Source organism: Motilimonas pumila, assembly GCF_003596335.1.
Classification (GTDB): Bacteria; Pseudomonadota; Gammaproteobacteria; order Enterobacterales; family CBDFNC01; genus Motilimonas; species Motilimonas pumila.
The window spans coordinates 161250-179816 of record NZ_QZCH01000001.1 but is presented as its reverse complement, the minus strand read 5'-3'; the positions used below and the strand labels follow the sequence as shown (position 1 = coordinate 179816).

Annotated in this window: 14 protein-coding genes and 2 tRNA genes; 11 read left to right on the top strand and 5 right to left on the bottom strand. The window is 45.7% G+C overall.

Annotated elements, in window-relative coordinates:
* Positions 1–40: 40 nt before the first annotated feature.
* The 4 genes from ettA to D1Z90_RS00855 all read right to left on the bottom strand — a co-directional run bounded on the left by ettA (position 41) and on the right by D1Z90_RS00855 (position 5361).
* Positions 41–1705, bottom strand: coding sequence for an energy-dependent translational throttle protein EttA (gene ettA / locus D1Z90_RS00870; protein WP_119908864.1), 1665 nt, complete (start codon positions 1703–1705; stop codon positions 41–43).
* Positions 1706–1807: 102 nt separating this feature from the next.
* Positions 1808–2938 (bottom strand): GGDEF domain-containing protein, encoded by a 1131-nt coding sequence (locus D1Z90_RS00865; RefSeq protein ID WP_119908863.1) that lies wholly within the window; start codon positions 2936–2938, stop codon positions 1808–1810.
* A 413-nt stretch (positions 2939–3351) separates the two neighbouring features.
* Positions 3352–4809 carry a protein adenylyltransferase SelO gene (locus D1Z90_RS00860; RefSeq protein ID WP_119908862.1) on the bottom strand — a complete coding sequence of 486 codons (1458 nt, stop codon included), beginning with the start codon at positions 4807–4809 and terminating at the stop codon, positions 3352–3354.
* A 9-nt stretch (positions 4810–4818) separates the two neighbouring features.
* Positions 4819–5361: a paraquat-inducible protein A gene (locus D1Z90_RS00855; protein WP_119908861.1), complete on the bottom strand. Its 543-nt coding sequence runs from the start codon at positions 5359–5361 to the stop codon at positions 4819–4821.
* 203 nt (positions 5362–5564) lie between these two features.
* On the opposite strand from D1Z90_RS00855, the gene D1Z90_RS00850 reads away from it, so the two are divergent.
* The gene (locus D1Z90_RS00850) at positions 5565–7484 is read left to right on the top strand and encodes a DNA-binding transcriptional response regulator (RefSeq protein ID WP_119908860.1); all 1920 of its coding nucleotides are present in this window, start codon (positions 5565–5567) and stop codon (positions 7482–7484) included.
* A 43-nt stretch (positions 7485–7527) separates the two neighbouring features.
* On the opposite strand, the gene yhbY is transcribed toward D1Z90_RS00850, so the two are convergent.
* Positions 7528–7824 carry a ribosome assembly RNA-binding protein YhbY gene (gene yhbY / locus D1Z90_RS00845; protein ID WP_119908859.1) on the bottom strand — a complete coding sequence of 99 codons (297 nt, stop codon included), beginning with the start codon at positions 7822–7824 and terminating at the stop codon, positions 7528–7530.
* Between the two features lie 89 nt (positions 7825–7913).
* On the opposite strand from yhbY, the gene rlmE reads away from it, so the two are divergent.
* The 10 genes from rlmE (at position 7914) to infB (ending at position 18539) form a co-directional block, all read left to right on the top strand.
* Positions 7914–8543 carry a 23S rRNA (uridine(2552)-2'-O)-methyltransferase RlmE gene (gene rlmE, locus D1Z90_RS00840; protein ID WP_119908858.1) on the top strand — a complete coding sequence of 210 codons (630 nt, stop codon included), beginning with the start codon at positions 7914–7916 and terminating at the stop codon, positions 8541–8543.
* Between the two features lie 41 nt (positions 8544–8584).
* Positions 8585–10513, top strand: coding sequence for an ATP-dependent zinc metalloprotease FtsH (gene ftsH, locus D1Z90_RS00835; protein ID WP_119908857.1), 1929 nt, complete (start codon positions 8585–8587; stop codon positions 10511–10513).
* Positions 10514–10582: 69 nt separating this feature from the next.
* Positions 10583–11416 (top strand): dihydropteroate synthase, encoded by an 834-nt coding sequence (gene folP, locus D1Z90_RS00830; protein ID WP_119908856.1) that lies wholly within the window; start codon positions 10583–10585, stop codon positions 11414–11416.
* 108 nt (positions 11417–11524) lie between these two features.
* Positions 11525–12859: a phosphoglucosamine mutase gene (gene glmM, locus D1Z90_RS00825; RefSeq protein WP_119908855.1), complete on the top strand. Its 1335-nt coding sequence runs from the start codon at positions 11525–11527 to the stop codon at positions 12857–12859.
* A gap of 177 nt (positions 12860–13036) precedes the next feature.
* Positions 13037–13492, top strand: coding sequence for a preprotein translocase subunit SecG (gene secG, locus D1Z90_RS00820; RefSeq protein WP_119908854.1), 456 nt, complete (start codon positions 13037–13039; stop codon positions 13490–13492).
* A gap of 15 nt (positions 13493–13507) precedes the next feature.
* Positions 13508–13594, top strand: a tRNA-Leu gene (locus tag D1Z90_RS00815).
* 74 nt (positions 13595–13668) lie between these two features.
* Positions 13669–13745 (top strand) — tRNA-Met (locus D1Z90_RS00810).
* A gap of 152 nt (positions 13746–13897) precedes the next feature.
* On the top strand, positions 13898–14356 hold the full coding sequence (rimP, locus tag D1Z90_RS00805; RefSeq protein ID WP_119908853.1) for a ribosome maturation factor RimP: 459 nt from the start codon (positions 13898–13900) through the stop codon (positions 14354–14356).
* Positions 14357–14370: 14 nt separating this feature from the next.
* On the top strand, positions 14371–15867 hold the full coding sequence (gene nusA / locus D1Z90_RS00800) for a transcription termination factor NusA (RefSeq protein ID WP_119908852.1): 1497 nt from the start codon (positions 14371–14373) through the stop codon (positions 15865–15867).
* 26 nt (positions 15868–15893) lie between these two features.
* On the top strand, positions 15894–18539 hold the full coding sequence (gene infB / locus D1Z90_RS00795) for a translation initiation factor IF-2 (RefSeq protein WP_119908851.1): 2646 nt from the start codon (positions 15894–15896) through the stop codon (positions 18537–18539).
* The last annotated feature ends 28 nt before the right edge of the window (positions 18540–18567 follow it).

Sequence of the window (18567 nt, the reverse complement as noted above, 5' to 3'; positions counted from 1 at the left end):
CAACAGTGGCTTTATTCTTGGTAATTAACGCTTTGAAAAATTACGAGATACGTTTGTACTTGATTCGGTGCGGCTCTACAGCTGCTGCGCCAAATGTTTTTTTCAGCCAGGCTTCGTAATCGGTGAAGTTACCTTCGTAGAAGTTTACTTGACCTTCATCGCGATAATCGAGAATGTGCGTAGCAATTCGGTCTAAGAACCAACGGTCATGGGAAATAACCATGGCACAACCGGCAAACTCTAATAATGCATCTTCCAGAGCACGTAACGTTTCGATATCTAAGTCATTGGTTGGTTCATCCAGTAGCAAGACGTTACCGCCAGTTTGCAGCAGTTTAGCCAGGTGCAAGCGGCCGCGTTCACCACCAGATAACTCTCCAACACGTTTTTGCTGGTCGGTGCCTTTAAAGTTAAAGCGGCTGACGTAAGCACGGCTTGGAATTTGAATATTACCTACGGTCATGATGTCTTGACCGCCGGAAACTTCTTCAAATACGGTTTTGCTGTTGTCCATCTCATCACGGAACTGGTCAACGCTGGCCAACTGTACCGTGTCGCCTAAAGCAATGGAGCCTGAGTCTGGTTGTTCTTGACCACTGATCATTCTAAATAGGGTCGATTTACCGGCGCCGTTGGCCCCGATAATGCCGACAATGGCACCTTTTGGAATGCTGAATGATAAGTCGTCAATCAGTACTCGACCATCGTATGACTTACTTAAGTTTGTGACGTCTATGACTTGGTCGCCTAAGCGTTGACCCGTTGGAATAAATAGCTCGTTGGTTTCATTACGCTTGGCAAAATCTTGGTTGTTAAGCTCTTCAAAGCGCGCCATACGGGCTTTTGATTTAGACTGACGGCCTTTGGCGTTGGAGCGTACCCATTCCAATTCTTTTTCAATCGACTTTTGACGGGCTTTTTCTTGAGACGCTTCTTGTTGCAAGCGGGCGTCTTTTTGCTCTAACCAAGATGAGTAGTTGCCTTCCCATGGAATACCATGGCCTCGGTCTAACTCTAAGATCCAACCGGCTACGTTATCAAGGAAGTATCGGTCATGGGTAATGGCTACCACAGTGCCTTCGTAGTCATGCAAGAAACGCTCTAACCATGCTACCGACTCTGCGTCTAAGTGGTTAGTCGGTTCATCCAGTAATAGCATGTCTGGTTTTTCAAGTAGTAAGCGACAAATTGCAACACGGCGACGCTCACCACCAGACAGGTTCTTGATGACTGCATCCCAAGCGGGCAGGCGCAAAGCATCTGCGGCGCGCTCTAGTTGGTTGTCTAGGTTATGGCCATCATGGGCCTGGATAATGGCTTCCAACTCACCTTGTTCTTTGGCTAATGCATCAAAGTCAGCATCTTCTAAGGCGTATTCGTTATACACTTCATCTAATCGAGTCAAAGCGCTTTTGACTTCAATTACCGCTTCTTCAACCACTTCTCTGACGGTTTTGTCTAAAGCAAGCTGTGGCTCCTGGGGCAAGTAACCAATGTTAATGCCTGGCATGGGTCTAGCTTCACCTTCTATCTCAGTGTCGACGCCAGCCATGATCCGAAGTAGGGTCGATTTACCTGCGCCGTTTAAACCCAGTACGCCAATTTTAGCGCCAGGGAAAAAGCTCAGAGAAATGTCTTTGAGGATAGTACGTTTCGGTGGAACCACTTTGCCCACGCGATTCATGGTATAGATAAACTGTGCCATTGATATTCCATAATGATGAAAAAGTTGCCGTCATTTTAGGTGATTACCACCAATTTAAGCAACTTAATCATGGTCATTTAAAGCTAGCGGGCTTGGCTTTATTCACCCTGAGTGGGAGGGATTGAGCTCGCTGGCAAGGGCAACGCGATTTCGTCCATTTTGTTTGGCGTAATAAAGTGCTTTATCGGCGAGGGCGATACTGGCGTCGATATCTAAGTCTTTGGCACTGTGACTGATGACGCCAAAGCTTGCGGTGAAATGAATACAATGACTTTGGTAGTTGAAGCTGGCGTGTTCAATAGCATGTCGCAACTTTTCTGCCAACATGGCGCCTTGGCTTTCACTGGCATCACTGAGTAATAGACAAAACTCTTCTCCGCCATAGCGCATGATAATGTCATTTTTACGGGTGTTTTGTTTTAAAATATTGGCCAGCTCTTTAATGGCCTCGTCACCACCGCCGTGGCCAAAGCGGTCATTGATTTTCTTAAAATGATCGATATCGATCACAATTAACGCCATGTGTTGGTTGTTTCGTGCCAATAATGCCAATTGCCGGGAAGAGACTTCTGCAAACCCGCGGCGATTCAGCAAACCAGAAAGGGGATCTTTGATGGCTATATCTATCAATTTTTGCTGGGCGTCCTGCATATAACTCAATACCAAAGCTAATCCAAACGCAAAGCTGCCAAGTGATAAGAAGTAGCGGTTGATATTGAACTCGGAAGAGACTTGGCTGCCATGTCTAAAAAATACAATACTGGTGAAGACCAGAACCATGATCGTAATGGCATACGCCTTATCTCCAGTGTTTGCCATCTGACGTTGCCAAGCAGCCTTAGCAATCAACAAGGTAATAGGGAGGTAATAAAACAGCGCAACCCAGAGTTTTAAATCGTAGGAGGGGTGAAACCTGTCGAGGGTGACGATAAATGTAGCTGTGATTACCCAGGCATAGATCCAGTGAGTTTTAGCAGCTGGGTTATCTCTTTTTAACCCGCCAAGGTACAGCAGGCAAAACGTAAAAGGTGCTGCTATCAAGGACACAAACAAGTTTTGCGCCGGCATGCTGACATTGACCGCCCAAATGGCGCATAACATGATGTAATAGCCACTGTAGTAGCTCAGTGATTGATTATCTTTATCTTTTAGCTGCAAAGAAAAAAATACCACCGCAAACATGATATAGATAAAAATAGACTGCAGCGCGATCAAAAAGAAAAAGTTATCCAAAAAGTGCCTAAACCGATAAAAGAATGACTTAGAAAATATAGCAAGGCTCAGCCTTGAGCTCTATGTTTGAGGCTAAAAATCAGTACTTTATTTCTTTGTAGGGAGTGTTTCTGTAGGCTTTATCATGATTTATTTCTATTAGTTGGTATTTATTCCCGAAAACAGTGAGTTCACCATTTCATTCGGTTAGGCGCCTTTTACTGGTAGTCAAATGTCACACTGCATGGCACAAATGACTGGGTGAATGCCTGCGTTGTCTATAGTGAGCAAACCTGATTTAAGTAAAGCTGTTTTATGTAAAGTGGGTTCAATTCAGCAAGCTTGGCTGTAGCGCCATGAAAAGTTGTATCAGCAAAGCCAAGGTAGTAGCGCGAATTTCGAAAATGTTAAAAGAATAGATGAAAGAAAGAGCGTTACGAAGAGCAACTCAGGGGGGCAAGGCGCCGCGCATCACTGGGGCCGAGGCTGTATTGCTCAAACTCCGGCTGTTCGGCGTAGGGGTGTTGCAAAAGGTCAAATAACTTAACCACTTCACTGTAATCCCCTGTTTGCGCTAATTCAATCGCACGCTGAACCAGGTGATTTCGCAATATATATTTGGGGTTATTAGCTTGCATTCTCTGCTGCTGTTGCCTTTTATTACTGGGCTCACGCGCACTGCGCTCGCTGTATTGAGTAAACCAAGTATCAAACTCGGCCGTGTTCGACAGCATAAAATGCATGTCTTTAGCCGTATGAGCATGGCTAAGGTGGCGCCAAAACAAGGTATAGTCGAGTCGCTGGTCAGCGATAATGCGCATTACGGCTCTTATCAAATCGCCGTCGTCTGCTTGCGCTTGCGACAAGCCCAACTTCGCTAGCATAAGGTGGCGGTAGTGCGCGATTAATAACGGTTCAAATTCGGCTAAAGCTTGATTGAGTTTATTTTTGCAGACCAAAGGAGTAAGCGCTAAAGCTAAAGCGGACAGATTCCATTGTGCTATATCAGGTTGGCGATTAAAAGCGTATCGACCTTCGTAATCGGAGGCATTACAAACATAGTCGGCTTGATACTGGTCTAAAAAAGCGAATGGTCCGTAATCAAGGGTTTGGCCTATGATGGACATGTTGTCGGTATTCATTACGCCATGACAGAAGCCGATAGCTTGCCACTGTGCAATCAAGGTTGCGGTTTTTGCTACCACGGCGTTAAACATTGATAGGTAAGGGTGTAAGTCGTTACTTACCTCTGGAAAGTGCTGCTTGATGATCGTATCAGACAAGGGCGCGAGCAGATGGTGTTGATTAGAGTGATACAAATACTCAAAGTGGCCAAAGCGCACGTGGCTCTGGCTGACCCTAGCCAAAGTTGCCGCGTTTTCTATTTCTTCGCGCATTACAGGCTCGCTGGAGTCTATCAAACAGAGTGCACGGGTAGTTGCAATACCAAGATGATGCATCGCTTCACTGCATAAATACTCCCGAATGCTAGCGCGAAGCACAGCGCGGCCATCGCCTTGTCGTGAGTATGGCGTCTTGCCTGCGCCTTTTAAGTGTATATCCCAAACACTTTGTTGGTGATTTACTTGGCCAAGTAATAGCCCTCGTCCATCACCCAACGCTGGGTTATAGACCCCAAATTGGTGCCCTGCATACTTCATAGCCAAAGGCTGCATATTCTTCAGCAAAGTATGACCAGAAAATAACCTTAAAAAAGCAGCCCGTTTGCTCTGATTAGGGTCTAAACCAATTAACTGAGCAACGTCATCATTGGCGTGTATTAATTTCGGTTGCGTGATGCCTTGGGGGGAAGCTAAGCGGTAAAGTGCCGGGTCTAATTGCCAAAAGGGCTGACACCAGCCCAGTTGTTCAAGCGTGTGAAAACTCGACATACCAGTTCCTTAACACCCGTTCTGATGGGCTGGAGAAAGTTTGTGCTCTAACTTTGGCGTGTTGGCAATAATGGCTAAGGTTTGATTGGTGACTAACATAATCAAAAAAACCGATACTGAAAATAAATATAAACCTTGGTGCACTTCTACTGTGGCTAATGCGCCAAGCTTTACCACCACAATAATGATAGCGACAACTAGGACATCGAGCATGGACCATTTGCCAAAACGGTGCATCCAATGGATAACCCAATGGCGTTGTAAATCTTTACGGCTAAATAGATAGCGATAAAGGGTTGCCAGCTTTAATACAGGTAGCACAATGCTAAAGCCTGCCAGCAGGATAAATACGAAGTATTTCTGCTCCCGAAACAGCTCGGCAATGCCCGATAAAATAGAGAACTCATTGGTAAAAAACATGAGTTTTGTGATAGTTATCATCGGCAAGTAAATACCTGCCGCGAAGGTAGCGCTGGCGAGCAGTAATAAACCGCGCAGTACCCAGATGCGGCTTTTAAGCCAGCCCGCTTTGATGTTTTGTGCCAAAGACATATCGTTTCCTTAATCTGCAAACTTACCAGCTTCCTTGCCAGCCTGCGCCATTTTAACGGAAATATCGGCATAGGGGAGGGATTATTTATCTTTGCTTGCCGCGGTTTCAGACTTTTTTACTGCTTGTAACTGCTCTCACCTCAGCATTAGCACCTACACTTATTGACGTGGTAGTTTTGTCTCAACGGTCACAGGAATGAGCAATGAAAAGAGTTGGATACAGTGCCTTTGTCTTGCTAATGGCGTTAGCGCTCGCCTACTTTAGCACACCCTGGGTGGCCAAGGCGTTGCCATTGTTAGCGGTTGATTTAAGCGCTCATTTGCCATTGTTGGTCAGTATGTTGTTGATGTTGTGCCTCGCATTGGTGATTTGCTTGTTCATTAATCAGTATCTTATGCAACATAGCTTTCAGCGCAGTGTGGCGTTAATGCAGCAAGCTTGGCAAAAGCAAGATGAGAGGTGTATAGATGCGCCCCCTGAGCTGCAATCATTTTACCAACAAGCTTGGCAAAGTGTTAACAACAGTCAAAGCCAACAGATCGCATTAAAGCAGAAGTTAAAGCAAGTCGAAAGTCATTATCAAGCAGAGCAGCAAAGCCAGCGTTTTTTGTTACAGGAAAAAACGCAAGAGGCCGCCAGCAGCCAACAAGAAGTGCAAATACTTCAAAATCGGTTGGTCAAAATGCAACATTACCGTTCTCAGATGAATTACTTCGAGCAAGAGTTAAACCATTTACGGCATCAGCTGACGCAGTACGTGTATTTGCCGATGCAAAGCTGGACCACAAAGCTCGAGCAAATTCAGCAAGAGTGCCGCTCTCCATTGTTGGCTACTCAGCTAAGGTTGCTTTGCAGTGAATTAGAAGATGCTCAAAATTTAGCTTACATGCTAGGCTTTTTATCTGAGCAGGACTCAAATAGTCAGCATTTACCCAAGCAGCAGGTAGATTTGGCTTATGTGTGCCGTAAAACCATCGCCATGAGTGGTAGAGCAGTAGCGTTAAACATTTTATTTTCTGCAGATACGAACATCAAAGTGAAAGCGCCAGTACTGCACCAAGCGTTATTATTGCTGCTGCGAAGCTTCCCCAATAAAGCGAAAGGCAGCATCATAGAGTTAACCGTCAAGAAGTTAGCCTCGAGTTTAATCTTTAGTTTGTCTATGCCAGACTTTTTATCATTAGTGCATTCACAGCATTATCAAGAGCACAGTTACAAGCCTCAAAGCCCCCACATCAAACAAGCTCAGCAATTGGTTAGCCAATTACCAGGTCAATTAACGTTTCAACAATTGGATGACGCGATTATTCGCTGTGAGTTTGATTGCGAAATCCATCACAATGTCTCGCTCAAAGATCATGGCGTGAGTTGTCAGTTACAACGCCTGCAAAGTGCTGGACTCAATAAAGTGATGCTCATCAGTAAGCAGACTCAGGCTGAATATGCGCCGCAATTTGCGGGATTAGGCATCGAGCTGACGTGTGTCACGTCAGTTGATCAGGCGCTCACTTTACTGGCGCAGCAGGCTATAAAAGTGGTGTTGGTATCTGCGGCTGAAAATGCCAGCAGTGTGATTAAACAGCTTGTTGCGGGGTTTTCGGCGGTAGAGGCAGAGCCTGCGCCAAGTATTATTTTGTTAAAAGAGGGGCTCAATCAAAGGCAAATGTTGGAGTATTTACAGTTAGGTTGCGATGACTTTATGACTCTGCCATTACAACAAAAAGAAGTGCTAAGAGTATTTGAGAGAGTGCAGCAGCAGCCGGCTTCGGAAGACTCATGGCAACTTTTTAATCTGCTACTGCAGTCGCAGCTTAATCACAGTTCTGCTGCACAATTAGTGGCGTTGGCTGAGCCAGGCTTGCGGTTATCTTTAGCCCAACGGCAACAGCTTAAAGTACATTGTACGCGAGTGAAAGACGGTGATAACTTAACGTCAGCTGCGAGAGAATTAGCGCGGTTTAGTCAAGGGTTAGGTTTAGGGATGATGGCCAGCTTAGCCACAGAGATATGTCAGCAAGAGCAATCATCGGTCAACGTAGCGGGCTTGCAGATTTTGTTGTGGCAGGCTTACCAAGAAACCTTGTCGTTACTGGATAAACGAGTATCGACGATAGAAAAATAACGCTTTAGAAACAAAAAAAGAGCCAAAGGCTCTTTTTTTGTAGTTATTTCTTCGGTAATTCGACTTTTTTTTCTGGTGTTTGTCGAAAGATGACCAAAGTATGACCGATTGTTTGAACCTCTATTGCACCGGTTTCACGTACTATAGCGTCAATGATCAAGCGCTTCGTCTCTCGGTCATCGGTAGCAACTTTCACTTTGATTAACTCATGAATGTCTAGACTGTTGTCAATTTCAGCAAGGACACCTTCTGTTAAACCATTTTGGCCTAATAACACTACCGGCTTGAGGGAGTGGGCTAACCCTTTTAAATGTTGCTTTTGCTTCTTGGATAAATTCATTGATATTTCTTTCAAATGAGGGTTGAATTGGACATATTGTACCTCCATCTTTGTTCTAATACTAATAACAGCTTTAATTAAGGTCGGTAATGGCGAAAAAGACAAAATCAGCGAGTTCACAGCGCTGGCTTGATGAACATGTGAATGATCATTATGTACAGCAAGCAAATAAATTAGGGCTCCGCTCTCGGGCTGTGTTTAAGCTAGATGAAATTAACGCCAAAGATAAATTGATTAAACCTGGTATGACAGTGGTGGATTTAGGCGCAGCGCCGGGCAGTTGGTCTCACCGTTGCGTTGAATTGGTGGGAGACAAAGGGCTAGTCGTCGCGTGTGATATTTTGCCGATGGACCCTATTGCGGGAGTGGATTTTTTACAAGGTGACTTTCGTGAAGAGGCTGTACTTAATGCCTTGCTTGCACGGATAGGTGACGCTAAGGTCGACGTGGTGTTGTCTGATATGGCGCCGAATATGAGCGGTACCAATGAAGTAGACCAACCTCGCGCCATGTATTTAGTCGAACTTGCGTTAGATATGTGCCATCAAGTTTTGACCAAAAATGGCAGTTTCGCCGTAAAAGTATTTATGGGCGAAGGGTATGACGAATTTATCAAATCCGTTCGCAGTGCTTTTAAGGTCGTAAAAACTAGAAAACCGGACTCTTCTCGTTCTCGATCACGAGAAGTCTATATTGTGGCTACTGGTTTCAAACTGTAGTAATCTTTAACATAATTTATTAATAACGAAGAGGTAGCACCTTGAGCGATATGGCTAAAAATCTAATCTTGTGGTTAGTAATCGCCGTTGTATTAATGTCGGTATTCCAAAGCTTCAGCCCAGGAGAGTCCGGCGGTAAACAAATGGACTACACGAGCTTCGTAAAAGAAGTCAGTCAGGGACAAATCCAAGAAGTTAAGATTAACGGCCAAAAAATCAATGGCCTTAAAACTAACCGTGAGCGCTTTGTAACTTATCTCCCTACTCGCGATGACGATCTTCTCAATGATTTAATTAACAACAATGTCACTGTACTCGGCGAGCCGCCTGAAGAGCCTAGCTTGTTAACCTCGATTTTTATTTCTTGGTTCCCAATGTTGCTACTGATCGGTGTTTGGGTGTTCTTTATGCGCCAAATGCAAGGTGGCGGTGGTAAAGGCGCCATGTCCTTCGGTAAGAGTAAAGCGCGCTTGATGGGTGAAGACCAAATTAAGACTACTTTTGCAGACGTTGCCGGTTGTGATGAAGCTAAAGAAGACGTTGCTGAGCTGGTTGACTACTTACGCGATCCCACTAAATTTCAAAAGCTGGGCGGTAAGATTCCAACTGGCGTACTGATGGTCGGTCCTCCTGGTACGGGTAAAACCTTGTTAGCAAAAGCCATTGCTGGTGAAGCCAAAGTACCGTTTTTTACCATCTCTGGTTCTGACTTCGTTGAAATGTTCGTGGGTGTGGGTGCTTCTCGTGTTCGTGATATGTTTGAACAAGCGAAAAAGTCGGCACCATGTATCATCTTTATCGATGAGATTGATGCCGTAGGTCGGCAACGCGGCGCGGGTCTTGGCGGTGGTCATGACGAACGTGAACAAACGCTAAACCAAATGCTGGTAGAAATGGACGGTTTTGAAGGCAATGAAGGCATTATAGTGATTGCCGCGACTAACCGACCAGACGTGCTCGACCCTGCCTTATTGCGTCCAGGCCGTTTTGACCGTCAAGTTGTTGTTGGCTTGCCAGATGTTCGTGGTCGTGAGCAAATTTTGAAAGTACACATGCGTAAAGTCCCGCTAGGTGATGACGTCAATGCTGCTGTGATTGCTCGTGGTACGCCAGGCTTCTCAGGTGCAGACTTAGCTAACTTGGTGAATGAAGCCGCACTGTTTGCTGCTCGTGGTAACCGTCGCACTGTGACGATGGAAGAGTTTGAAAAAGCCAAAGACAAGATCATGATGGGCGCTGAGCGTAAGTCAATGGTCATGACTGAGGAAGACAAAGAGTCTACGGCATATCATGAAGCAGGCCACGCTATCGTAGGTCGCTTAGTGCCAGAGCATGATCCGGTTTACAAGGTCAGTATTATTCCGCGTGGCCGCGCGCTAGGTGTGACCATGTATTTACCTGAGCAAGATCGTGTGAGCTACAACAAGCAGCACCTTGAAAGCATGATCTCAAGCTTATATGGCGGTCGTTTGGCAGAAGATATTATTTACGGCGCGGAAAAAGTGTCTACCGGTGCTTCCAATGATATTGAACGTGCAACTGACTTAGCCCGTAAAATGGTGACTCAATGGGGTCTATCTGAAGCGATGGGGCCACTGTTATACGCGGAAGAAGAAGGTGAAGTATTCTTAGGCCGAAGCGCAGCTAAATCTAAACACATGTCTGATGATACGGCGCGTTTGATTGACTTAGAAATTCGTAAGGTTGTTGACCGCAACTATGATCGCGCCCGTCAAATCTTGGAAGACAACATGGACATTCTTCATTCAATGAAGGATGCGCTGATGAAGTATGAAACCATTGACGCCAAGCAAATTGATGATCTCATGGAGCGTCGTGAAGTACGCCCGCCAGCAGATTGGTCTGAAGACGATAAAAAGTCGGAGTCAAAAGCGAAATCAACTGAAGAAGAGTCTTCGGCAGAACAAGCGCAGGACAAAGACAATGCTGATGAAGGCTCTGCCGATTAAGGGAGCAGCCTAAACTGGGAAGCCGAGCTTTGCTCGGCTTTTTTTTTAACTGATTTTATTGATAACGCTATGAAATTAAAAAGTAATAATAAAACTCTAGATTTAAGTCAGTGCCAAGTGATGGGCATTTTGAATGTTACTCCTGACTCATTTTCTGACGGTGGCCAATTTCAACAGCGAGAACAAGCCATAGAGCAAGCGTTAAAAATGCAAGCGCAAGGGGCCAGTATTATTGATATTGGCGGTGAATCAACGCGGCCAGGAGCCGCGGATGTCGCGTTACAACAAGAACTTGACCGAACCATTCCTGTGATTGAGGCCATTCGTCAACACAGTGATGTTTGGATTTCTATAGATACCAGTAAAGCGAAGGTGATGAGTGAGGCGGTGGCGGCTGGCGCGGATTTAATTAATGACGTAAGGGCGTTGCAAGAGCCTGGTGCGCTTGTGGCTGCAAGTGCTGCCAAGGTTCCTGTTTGCTTAATGCACATGCAAGGTGCACCGCGAACTATGCAAGCGAATCCGACTTACCAAGACGTGATAAGCGATATCAATGATTTCTTTAAGCTGCGTATTCAAGCTTGTGAACAAGCCGGTATTGAGCGCTCGCAAATTGTGTTGGACCCGGGCTTTGGTTTTGGCAAAAACCTGAAACACAATTTTGAAGTACTAAGACGTTTGCATGAATTTGACGGTTGGCAATTACCATTGCTAACAGGGTTATCGCGAAAATCCATGTTTGGTCAGTTGCTGGGTTGTGAAGTGCAAGATAGGCTCGCAGCGAGTTTAGCCGGGGCCATGCTCTGCGCTCAAGGCGGCGCCCATATTGTGAGGGTGCATGACGTTAAGGCAACTACTGACGTATTAAAAGTGCTAAGCAAGACTTGGGGTGATAACAAGTGAGTCTGCTTCATTTAGTCGATAAGCTTGATATTTCATTGTCATACGACATATCTTTAGCGTGTAACATTATTTTTTAAATGTTTTATTACCCTAGAAGGTCAGGTGACAATGACAAGATCGTATTTTGGAACTGACGGAATTCGAGGCAAAGTGGGAGAGTTTCCGATTACCCCTGATTTTGCTTTGAAACTTGGTTGGGCAGCCGGCAAAGTGCTGGCCAAGCAAGGTACCAGGAAGGTACTGATAGGTAAAGACACACGCATATCTGGCTACATGCTCGAGTCATGTTTAGAAGCTGGATTATCTGCCGCAGGGTTAACGGCTTCATTACTTGGGCCGATGCCCACTCCTGCTGTCGCATATTTGACCAAAACGTTTCGTGCAGAAGCTGGTATCGTGATCAGCGCCTCCCATAATCCGTTTTATGATAACGGCATTAAATTTTTCTCCAACAATGGCACTAAGTTGCCCGATGAGATAGAGCTTGCCATTGAAGCTGAGCTTGAAAAGCCCATTACTTGCGTTGACTCGGCCGAGCTTGGAAAAGCCGTTCGCATTACTGATGCTGCAGGGCGATATATTGAATTTTGTAAAAGTACTTTCCCTACCAAGTACAGCTTGCATGGCTTAAAAATTGTGGTGGACTGTGCCAATGGCGCCACTTATCACATTGCCCCTAATGTATTTCGTGAGCTGGGCGCTGAAGTCATTGAAATGGGTTGTGAACCCAACGGCTTAAATATCAATGATCAAGTAGGGGCGACAGACACTAAAGCGCTGGCTGAGCGAGTCGTAGCCGAGCAGGCCGATTTGGGTATAGCACTCGACGGCGACGGCGACCGTGTCATGATGGTTGACCATACTGGCTATGTCGTAGACGGTGATGAGATACTATATATTGTAGCCCGTGATGAGCTGCGCCATGGTCGCTTGATGGGCGGAGTGGTTGGCACCAAAATGTCTAACTTTGGTTTAGAGGTTGCCTTTCAAACTCTGGGTATTCCTTTTGCGAGAGCAAATGTAGGCGACCGCTATGTCATGGAATTAATGCGTGAGAAGGGGTGGCGTTTAGGCGGTGAAAACTCCGGTCATATTATTTTTGCAGAGCACGTTTCAACGGGCGATGGTATCGTTGCCGCGTTGCAAGTATTAGCGGCGATGCGTAGTCATGATTTAAGCCTTAAAGATACTCGCAAAGGCTTAGTGATGTTTCCACAGGTATTAGTGAATGTACGCTTTAGTGGTAAGGAAGATCCACTAACCTGTGATGCGGTTCAAGCTGAAGTCATCAACGTGGAGCAAGCACTCGGCGAAAGAGGTCGCGTGTTATTGCGAAAATCTGGTACAGAGCCATTAATACGAGTCATGGTAGAAGGCGAAGATGAAGCCAAAGTAACACGCTATGCAAATAGTATTGCAGAGCTTGTAAAACAGGTAAGTTAGCTATTTTTCAGGCGTTTTATTTGCTGTCTGCTGATTTATTCAGCAGACAGCGTGCTAAGGCGTAAAAATATCATTAAGTTCTTGTGCTTTTTTACTAGGTTAGTTAATATCACCGCCGCTTTATATAAGGCATAACCTTATTTAATTTAATAAGCACAATTTTAACGGGTATGGAAAATGTTTGAGATTCTATTGGTTGTTTATCTTGTTGTTGCACTGGCCTTGGTCGGGTTAGTCTTGATCCAGCAAGGTAAGGGCGCAGACATGGGAGCTTCATTTGGCTCTGGTGCTTCTCAAACGGTTTTCGGTGCCTCAGGTTCGGGTAACTTTTTAACCCGAACTACAGCGATTCTAGCAACATGTTTTTTTGTTCTGAGTTTGGTTCTAGGTAACCTTTCTACGGGCACCGATGAGAAAGGCGACGATTGGTCAGACCTTACTCAAGGTAGCGCGGTTGTAGAACAAGCTGAAGTACCAGCAAACACTGACAGTGATGTACCTGTTGCAGCAAGCAGCAATGACGTTCCAGCCGCAGACGATGTGCCTGCTGCTAACAATGACGTACCTGCTTCTGACACTGCTCCAGTTGAGAGCGAACAGCAAGACACTGAATCAGGCGACGTACCTCAGTAAATAAATCACTAAATTGCCGTGGTGGTGGAATTGGTAGACACGCCAGCTTGAGGGGCTGGTGTCCGTTAGGACGTGAGGGTTCAAGTCCCTCCCTCGGCACCAATTAAAGTCAAACGATTGAGTCAATCGTTTGCATAGTTCTCACTAGAGAGCTATAATCTCGCCAGTTTTACGGGCGCGGGGTGGAGCAGCTTGGTAGCTCGTCGGGCTCATAACCCGAAGGTCGTCGGTTCAAATCCGGCCCCCGCAACCAATTTCTTACTGCCTCAATTTGAGGTTAGCCTGTGGCGGCTTTAAGTAAGATTATAAGACCCCGTTTTCGGGGTTTTTTATTATCTGGTCGTCTGAAATGTCGGCTAAGTTACTGGGCTATATGCCCTTTTTTTGTTTCTGAAGGAGGCGTAATTGGCCGGTCTTGAGCAAAAACTTACTGAGATGTTAGAGCCCAGTGTTGAAGATTTAGGGTTCGAATTAGTGGGCATTGATTTTCACAGTGCTGGCAACAAATCAGTGTTACGCATTTATATTGACCACGAAGACGGCATTTTTGTACAAAACTGTGCGGACGTCAGTCATCAGGTTAGTGCTATTTTAGATGTAGAAGATCCAATCTCATCTGAATACACCCTTGAAGTTTCATCGCCTGGTATGGAGCGACCTTTGTTTAAGGTGTCTCAGTATCAAGAATACATTGGCGAAGAGGTGAAGCTTCAATTACGTATGCCAATTACCAACCGCAGAAAGTGGAAAGGGGTCATAGCTGCCGCAGAAGGTGAAATCATCACCCTTGAGGTAGACGGCCAACAAGAAAGTTTTGCACTAAGTAACATCCAAAAAGCAAACATAGTTCCAAAATTTGACTAACGGGGCGATCAGGAATGAATAAAGAAATCTTGCTAGTCGTAGATGCTGTTTCAAACGAAAAAGCTGTTCCAAGAGAAAAGATTTTTCAGGCTTTAGAAAGTGCTTTAGCAACTGCGACCAAGAAAAAATATGAAGGCGACATCGAAGTTCGCGTAGAAATTGACCGTAAAACCGGTGAGTTTGATACTTTCCGTCGTTGGGAAGTGATCGCTGAAGACGCAGAGATCGAAAACCCTTTCCGTGAAATCACTTTTGAAGCGGCAAAGTTTGATGATCCTGAAGTCGACGTAGGCGGCTTCATCGAAGACCAAATCGAGTCAGTGAAGTTCGACCGAATTACTACGCAAACAGCAAAACAGGTTATCGTTCAAAAAGTCCGTGAAGCAGAGCGCTCTATGGTCGTAGAACAATACCAAGAGCAAGAAGGTGAGTTGATCACTGGCGTTGTGAAAAAAATGAGCCGCGACACCGTTGTCATGGACTTAGGTAACAATGCTGAAGCGGTTATTTTCCGGGATGAGATGCTACCTCGTGAAAACTTCCGCCCGGGTGATCGTATTCGTGGCTTACTTTTCTCGGTTAGACCTGAGGCTCGTGGTGCGCAGTTGTTTGTTAGCCGCAGTCGTCCGGAAATGCTGATTGAGCTGTTCCGTTTAGAAGTGCCTGAAATCGGTGAAGAACTGATTGAATTAAAAGGTGCTGCTCGTGACCCTGGCTCACGTGCCAAGATTGCCGTTAAAACAAATGACAAACGTATCGACCCTGTGGGTGCATGTGTGGGTATGCGTGGCGCCCGTGTGCAAGCTGTTACTAGCGAGCTAGGTGGTGAGCGCATCGATATCGTACTGTGGGATGATAATCCAGCACAGTTTGTTATCAATGCGATGGCTCCAGCTGAAGTGGCTTCAATTGTAGTTGATGAAGACAACAACAGCATGGACATTGCGGTTGAACCAGATAACTTGGCGCAAGCCATTGGCCGTAATGGTCAAAACATACGTTTAGCATCGCAACTTACCGGTTGGGAACTTAACGTAATGACGGTCGAAGATTTACAAACCAAACACCAAGCTGAAGCTGACAAAGTGATTACTTTGTTCACCGATAAGCTTGATATCGATGACGATTTTGCCACCTTATTGGCAGAAGAAGGCTTCAGTTCACTGGAAGAAATCGCTTATGTACCAGTGAATGAATTGATGGACATTGAAGGCTTAACTGAAGAAATCGTCGAAGAACTTCGTGAGCGTGCGAAAGGTGTATTAACCACTAAAGCCATCGCTGACGAAGAAAACCTAGAAGGTGCCGAGCCAGCAGCTGACTTGCTTGCATTAGAAGGTTTAGAAGAACATTTAGCGTACGTACTAGCAAGCAAAGGGGTTATTACCTTGGAAGATCTTGCTGAGCAAGGCGTTGATGACTTAAGCGAAATAGAAGAGCTAGATGAGCAAAGAGCGGGTGAGCTAATTATGGCTGCGCGTAACATTTGCTGGTTTAGCGATGAAGATTAATAAGGTCAGCGGAGGAAATAAAACCAATGGCAGAAGTAAGTATTGAAACCCTTGCCAAAGAAGTGAGTACGCCGGTTGATCGTTTAGTTCAACAGTTTGCTGATGCGGGCATCAAGAAAACCAGTTCAGACAATGTATCGGAAGATGAAAAGCAAACATTACTGGCCCACTTAGCAAAACAACACGGCGGTAATGCTGCTCCAAGTCGCATGACTTTACAGCGTAAAACTAAAACTACTTTGAACGTAGCAGGCAGTGGCGGCAAGCAAAAAGCGGTACAGGTAGAAGTGCGTAAGAAACGTACTTATGTTAAGCGCAGTGCAGCGGAAGAAGAAGCAAAAGCGGCAGAAGAAGCGAAAGTAGCGGCAGCTGAAGCGGCGCTAAAAGCGGAAGCTGATGCAAAAGCAGCTGCAGAAGCGAAAAAAGCTGCAGAAGCCAAAAAAGCGGCGGATGCTGAAGCCAAAGCTAAGAAGCAAGCTGAGCCTAAACCTGCTAAAGCAGCCGAAGCTAAGCCTAAAGCCGATGTTAAAGAGCTAGACGCGAAACAAAAAGAAGAAGCTGAGTTGCAACGCAAAGCGGAAGAAGCGGCACGTCTTAAAGCCGAAGAAGAAGCGCAGCGTCAAGCTGAAGAAGCAAAACGTCTGGCGGAAGAGAACGCTAAGCGTTGGGCTGAAGAAGAAGCGGCACGTAAAAAACGTGAAGAATCTGCAGATCACCACGTAACCACTTCTGCAGCAGCGCGTGCAGCAGAAGATAAGAGTGATTCTCAAGCCGAAGGTCAAGGCCGTCGTCGTAAGAAGAAAGCTCAAAAAGATCAGCCAAACCAACGTTTTGGTAAAGGTAAACGTGGTAAGCGTCAGCAACAACCACAAGCACCAACATCGATGCAACACGGCTTCCAAAAACCGGCATCTCCGGTTGAACGAGAAGTGAAGATTGGTGAAACCATCAGCGTTGCTGAACTTGCTAATAAAATGGCAGTGAAAGGCGTTGAAGTCATCAAGACGATGATGAAAATGGGCGCAATGGCGACCATTAACCAAGTTATCGACCAAGAAACAGCAGCTCTTGTTGCTGAAGAAATGGGCCACAAAGTTATTCTAACTAAAGAGAACGAGTTAGAAGAGCAAGTAATGGCAGAAGCGAAAGAAAACCAAGAGCTTGCGCCACGTGCGCCAGTGGTAACTATCATGGGTCACGTTGACCATGGTAAAACCTCGCTACTTGATTACATTCGTCGCGCAACAGTTGCAGAAGGCGAAGCCGGTGGTATTACCCAGCACATTGGTGCATATCACGTTGATACTGAAGGCGGTATGATCACCTTCCTTGATACACCAGGACACGCGGCGTTTACTGCAATGCGTTCTCGTGGTGCACAAGCAACGGATATCGTTATCTTGGTAGTGGCTGCCGACGATGGCGTAATGCCACAAACCATTGAAGCTATTCAGCATGCTAAAGCTGCAGATGTGCCTTTGATTGTTGCTGTGAACAAGATTGACAAAGAAACTGCGGATCCTGATCGCGTTAAAACTGAATTATCTCAACACGAGGTTATTTCAGAAGAGTGGGGCGGTGACAACATGTTTGTACACGTATCTGCAAAAGCAGGTACAGGTATTGAGCAGCTACTTGAAACCATCTTATTACAAGCTGAAGTACTTGATTTGCAAGCTTCACCAACCGGTCCGGCATCGGGCGTTGTGATTGAGTCTCGTCTAGATAAAGGTCGTGGTCCAGTTGCTTCGGTACTGGTTCAGCAAGGTGAGCTAAACAAAGGCGACATCGTACTTTGTGGCTTGGAATATGGCCGTGTTCGTGCGATGCGCGATGAAAATGGTAAAGAGATTGACGTTGCCGGCCCTTCTATTCCAGTAGAGATTTTAGGTCTTTCTGGGGTGCCAAGTGCGGGTGATGAAGCCACTGTGGTACGTGACGAGAAGAAAGCGCGTGAAGTTGCTTTGTACCGTCAAGGTAAATTCCGTGACGTTAAACTGGCTCGCCAGCAGAAAGCGAAACTTGAGAACATGTTTACCAACATGGAAGCGGGTGAAGTTTCTGAACTTAACGTTGTATTGAAAGCTGACGTTCAAGGCTCTTTGGAAGCGATTGCAGATTCTTTGACCAAGCTGTCAACCGAAGAAGTGAAAGTGAATATCATCGGCCGCGGTGTGGGTGGTATTACTGAAACTGACGCATCACTAGCAGCAGCTTCTAACGCGATTATTCTTGGTTTCAACGTACGTGCAGATGCAACTGCTCGTCGCTTAATCCAAGCGGAAAGTGTTGACTTACACTACTACAGCGTTATCTATGATTTGATTGATGAAGTGAAATCGGCCATGTCTGGTCTACTTGCTCCTGAGTTCAAACAAGAAATCATTGGCCTTGCTGAAGTACGTGATGTATTTAAGTCACCTAAACTTGGCTCTATCGCCGGTTGTATGGTTACTGAAGGCATCGTTAAGCGCAGCGCCCCAATTCGTGTACTACGTGAGAACGTGGTTATCTATGAAGGCGAGCTAGAATCTCTACGTCGCTTTAAAGATGACGTGCAAGAAGTACGTAACGGCATGGAATGTGGTATCGGCGTTAAGAACTACAACGATGTGCGCGTAGGCGACCAAATCGAAGTATTCGAAACGGTAGAAGTGAAGCGCAGCTTATAACTTCTTACCCATAACGAACGAATGTATG